This is a genomic window from Pseudomonas machongensis (assembly GCF_034961125.1).
Classification (GTDB): Bacteria; Pseudomonadota; Gammaproteobacteria; order Pseudomonadales; family Pseudomonadaceae; genus Aquipseudomonas; species Aquipseudomonas machongensis.
The window spans coordinates 1-3,775 of the sequence record NZ_JAYFUI010000157.1; the positions used below are offsets into that span (position 1 = coordinate 1).

The window sequence follows — 3,775 nt, forward strand, 5'->3', positions numbered from 1 at the left end:
GATCTTGGTGCCCTGGATCGGGTAGAACTGGCTGGTGACTCCCGTATCGTCGCGGGTGAACTGGCTGAGGAAGGTCAGCGAGGTGTCCTCGTCGATGTTCCAGGTCAGGCTCGGAGCGATGTTGTAGCGCTTGTCGTCGATATGGTCGATCTGCGTGCCGCCATCGCGGATCACACCGCTGACGCCGTAGAGAAACCGGCCTTCATCGTCGATCTTGCCAGTGCTGGCGAAGTTGATCTGGCGATGGTTGTCACTGCCGTATTGCACTTCGATCTCATGTGCGGCTTCGGCTTGTGGGCGGCGGCTGACGATGTCCAGCAGGCCGCCAGGCGGGGTCTGGCCGTAGACCGATGACGCCGGGCCGCGCAGCAGGGCCAGGCGGTCGAGGTTCCAGGTTTCCGGTTTTGGGTTGGCGTAGACGCCGCGTGGCAGTGGCAGACCGTCAAGGAACTGGGTCGGCTCGAAGCCCCGCACGCGCATCCAGTCGTAGCGAGTATCGCTGCCGAAGCTGGCGGAAACGATACCTGGCATGTACTTCACCGCGTCATCGAGGCTGTGCACGCCGCGGTCGCTCATCTGCTGGCGGGTGGCAACCGAGATCGAGCGCGGGGCCTCGACCAGTGCGGTGTCGGTCTTGGTGCCGGCAGCGGTGCGCTTGGCCAGGTAGCCATCGACCGGGCCCCAGGCGCTTTCGCTGTCGCTGGATGCGTTCACGCTGGTTTCCGGTAGCGCCAGGCTGCCTTCCGGCACGGCGACCAGGCTGTAGCTGCCTGCGCTGCCCTGCTGCAGTTGCAGGCCGGTGCCGCGCAGGGCGGCCTGCAGGGCGCCGATGCCATTGAAGGTGCCACGGACCGGTGCCGAGGTACGTCCGCTGGCCAGGCTCGGGTCCAGGGCCAGGGCGATGCCGGCCTCGCTGGCGATCCGGTTCAGGGTACCGGCCAGCGGCGCGCTGGGCAGGTCGTAGGCACGCACGCTGGACTGCTCGGCAGCCAGCAGCATGGGGCTGACCAGAGGGGTGGCAAGGCCGATGGCCAGGGCCATCAGGCTTGGACGCAGGTAAGACTCGACAGCACGGGACATGCAGTGGCTCCTAGACGGATAAGTGCTAACTGCTTCCTTGCCGAGCGAGATTTGGAAAGTGACAGGGGGGTGGAGATTTTTTGTCTGGGGTTATCACCGATGTGAAGAACGATAGGGCCGGTACTGATTCACCGCGGCCCGACGGTCACCCACCAGGGCGTCCGTCGTTCGATCTTCACCGGCAAGGCCGGCACCAGCGAAGCCAGCGCCAGGTCGGTATCCGTTAGCGGGAAGCTGCCGGTCACGCGCAGGTTGGCGACTTCATCCGACACCCCCAGGTGCCCGCTGCGATAACGACCGAGCTCGGCCACCAGATCCGCCAGGCGCACGTTGTCCACCACCAGCATGCCCCGGGTCCAGGCGTCGGCACCGGCGCTGACCGGACCGACCAGGCCGAGGCCGTTGCTGTGCATCAAGACTTGCTGGCCCTCGTTCAGCACTTCTTCGTTACCCGTGTTGCTCGGTTGCGCAGCTACCTGGGCCTGCAGCACTTCAAGGCGTGTGCCGGCAGTTTCGCGTTTGACCAGGAAGCGCGTACCCAGCGGACGCAGCCGCCCATCGTCGGTGCGCACCCACAACGGGCGAGGGTCGTCGTGGCCGGTTTCAATGGAGATCTCCCCCTGGTGCAGTACGATCACCCGTTGTTCGCCCTCGTAGTCGATATCGACTGCGGTGTGGGTGGCCAGGCTCAGCAGTGTGCCGTCCTCCAGGCGCAGGGTACGCAGCTCTCCGGTCCCGGTGCGTTGATCAGCCAGCCAGTAGCTGGGTGCCAGCGAAGGGGCGCCGATCCAGGCCAGCAGGCCACCGAGCAGGAGCATCCCGGCCAGCCCGCCACCGAGCTTGCCAACCCGCTGGCGCAGGCCGGCGCGTGACTGCAGCAGGGCGTGGCGGGCAGGGCCCGCAGCCGCGCCCACGCGTTGGTCGAGCATGCCAAGCTGGAACCAGGCGCGCGCATGTTCCTCGCTGGCGGCGTGCCAGCGCGTGAATTCGTTGCGCTCATCGGCGGTGCCGTCGCCGCCCTCCAGGCAGAGTTTCCAGGCGATGGCGGCTTCCAGGACTTTCGCCGAGACCGGCGTATTGCTCACGTCGGCTCCCCGTACAACGCTACGTAGCACTGGCGCAGGCCTTGGGCGATGTACTGGCGCACCCGCGACACCGACACCCCCAGGCGTTCGGCGATCTCGGCATGGCCCATGCCGTCCAGACGGTTGTACAGGAACGCGGTGCGTGCCTTGCTCGACAGTTTGCCCAGCTGGCGGTCGATGGCCTTGAGGTCTTCGAGGATCAGGTGCTGGGTTTCTGGCGAAGGCTGCTCTGCTTCAGGCAGCAACGCCAGCTCGGCAAGGTAGGCCTGCTCCAGGGCGGCGCGGCGGAAATGGTCGAACAGCAGCCCCTTGGCCACAGCGACGAGAAACGCGCGGGGTTCGCGAGGCGCGATCAACTGTTCTCGGCCGAGCAGGCGCACGAAGGTGTCCTGGCTGAGGTCTTCGGCGCGCTGGCGGCAAGCTGTGCTGCGCTGCAGCCAGGCCAGCAGCCAGCTGCGGTGGTCGCGGTACAGGCTGCCGACCAGCTCGGCATGTGGGCTGTGCGCAGAGGACAAGGGCGTTCCCCGGGGAAGAATGCGTTATATAACGATAATGATTCGCGATTGTGGCAGAGGAGGGCGGGGAGATGCAATTGACGCTGGTCAGAATGCCTGTGGGCGCGGGTTTATCCGCGAAAAGGCCAGCGCCTGCCTACAGGCCATGGCTGTGCACGGCGCGCCGCCGCCACTGCCTCAGCCGCTGTTCCAGTTGCAGCGGGCTGTCCAGTTGCTGGCGTCGTGCCTGGCTGAACAGGATCAAGGCCAGCTCTGCGGTGACCTGGGCGTCGGCACTGGCATGATGGCGCGCCTGTACCTCAAGGCCGAAGCGTGCCACCCAGTCGTCCAGGCCTGCCTCACGTAGCACGGTGTCGGGGTTGAGCATCGGTGCCAGTTCCGCCACATCGATGAAGACATGTTGCAGTCGATAGCCGAGGGTTTCCTTCAAGGCGCGCCCGAGCATGCCCTGGTCGAACGGCGCGTGAAAGGCCAGTACCGGGCTGTCGCCGATGAACTCCAGCAAGTCCACCAGCGCTTCGGCCGGGTCGCTGCCTGCCGCCAGTGCGCTGGGCCCCAGGCCGTGAATAAGCACGCTGGCGTTGGTCTTCTGTTCGGGACGGTGCAAGGTGCGTTCGAACTGGCGGCCCAGGTCGATACCGCCGTCCTCGATGGCCACGGCACCGATCGACAGCACTTGGTCACGGTTGAGGTTCAGACCGCTGGTTTCGAGGTCCAGTACAACCCAGCGCTGCTCGCGCAGAGGCTGCACGCCGTACGCTGCCGGGCCTGGCAGCGCGGCCAGGCGCTGGCGCAGTTCATCGTCGAGCGCCGGTGCGCTGGAGCGTAGCCAGGCGAACAGCTTCATAGCTGGTACCGCTGCGCCAGGCTGCTTTGCAGGCGCTGGGCCTGGCGCAGCGATTCACGCAGGATGCGGCGGTCCAGATGGTTGAGGCTGTCCGGGTCGACGCGGTTGGAGTAGGCCAGGTTATCGCGACTCTGGCGCTGGTGCTGTTGCATGCGGGTCTGCTGGATGAAGTGATAGGCCTCTTCGAAGGCGGCGCCATCGAGGGCATCGATGACGCCCTTGGCCACCAGCTGGCGCAAGCGTTCCAG

Annotated in this window: 5 protein-coding genes; all 5 read right to left on the reverse strand. The window is 66.2% G+C overall.

Features of this window, described 5'->3' with window-relative positions; translation table 11 throughout:
• Positions 1–1,080 (reverse strand): TonB-dependent siderophore receptor (locus VA602_RS15130; RefSeq protein WP_323453624.1); only part of this gene is annotated, 1,080 nt, incomplete at its 3' end.
• Positions 1,081–1,208: 128 nt separating this feature from the next.
• The gene (locus tag VA602_RS15135) at positions 1,209–2,165 is read right to left on the reverse strand and encodes a FecR family protein (protein ID WP_323453625.1); all 957 of its coding nucleotides are present in this window, start codon (positions 2,163–2,165) and stop codon (positions 1,209–1,211) included.
• On the reverse strand, positions 2,162–2,680 hold the full coding sequence (locus VA602_RS15140) for an RNA polymerase sigma factor (protein WP_323453626.1): 519 nt from the start codon (positions 2,678–2,680) through the stop codon (positions 2,162–2,164). The genes VA602_RS15135 and VA602_RS15140 overlap by 4 nt, the downstream gene beginning before the upstream one ends.
• Positions 2,681–2,816: 136 nt before the next feature.
• A complete protein-coding gene (locus tag VA602_RS15145; protein ID WP_112897158.1) occupies positions 2,817–3,527 on the reverse strand; it encodes a 3'-5' exonuclease in 711 nt (236 codons plus the stop codon).
• Positions 3,524–3,775, reverse strand: a 252-nt coding sequence (locus VA602_RS15150) for a putative nucleotidyltransferase substrate binding domain-containing protein (protein ID WP_323453627.1), incomplete at its 5' end; no start/stop codon positions are given. The genes VA602_RS15150 and VA602_RS15145, both read right to left, overlap by 4 nt.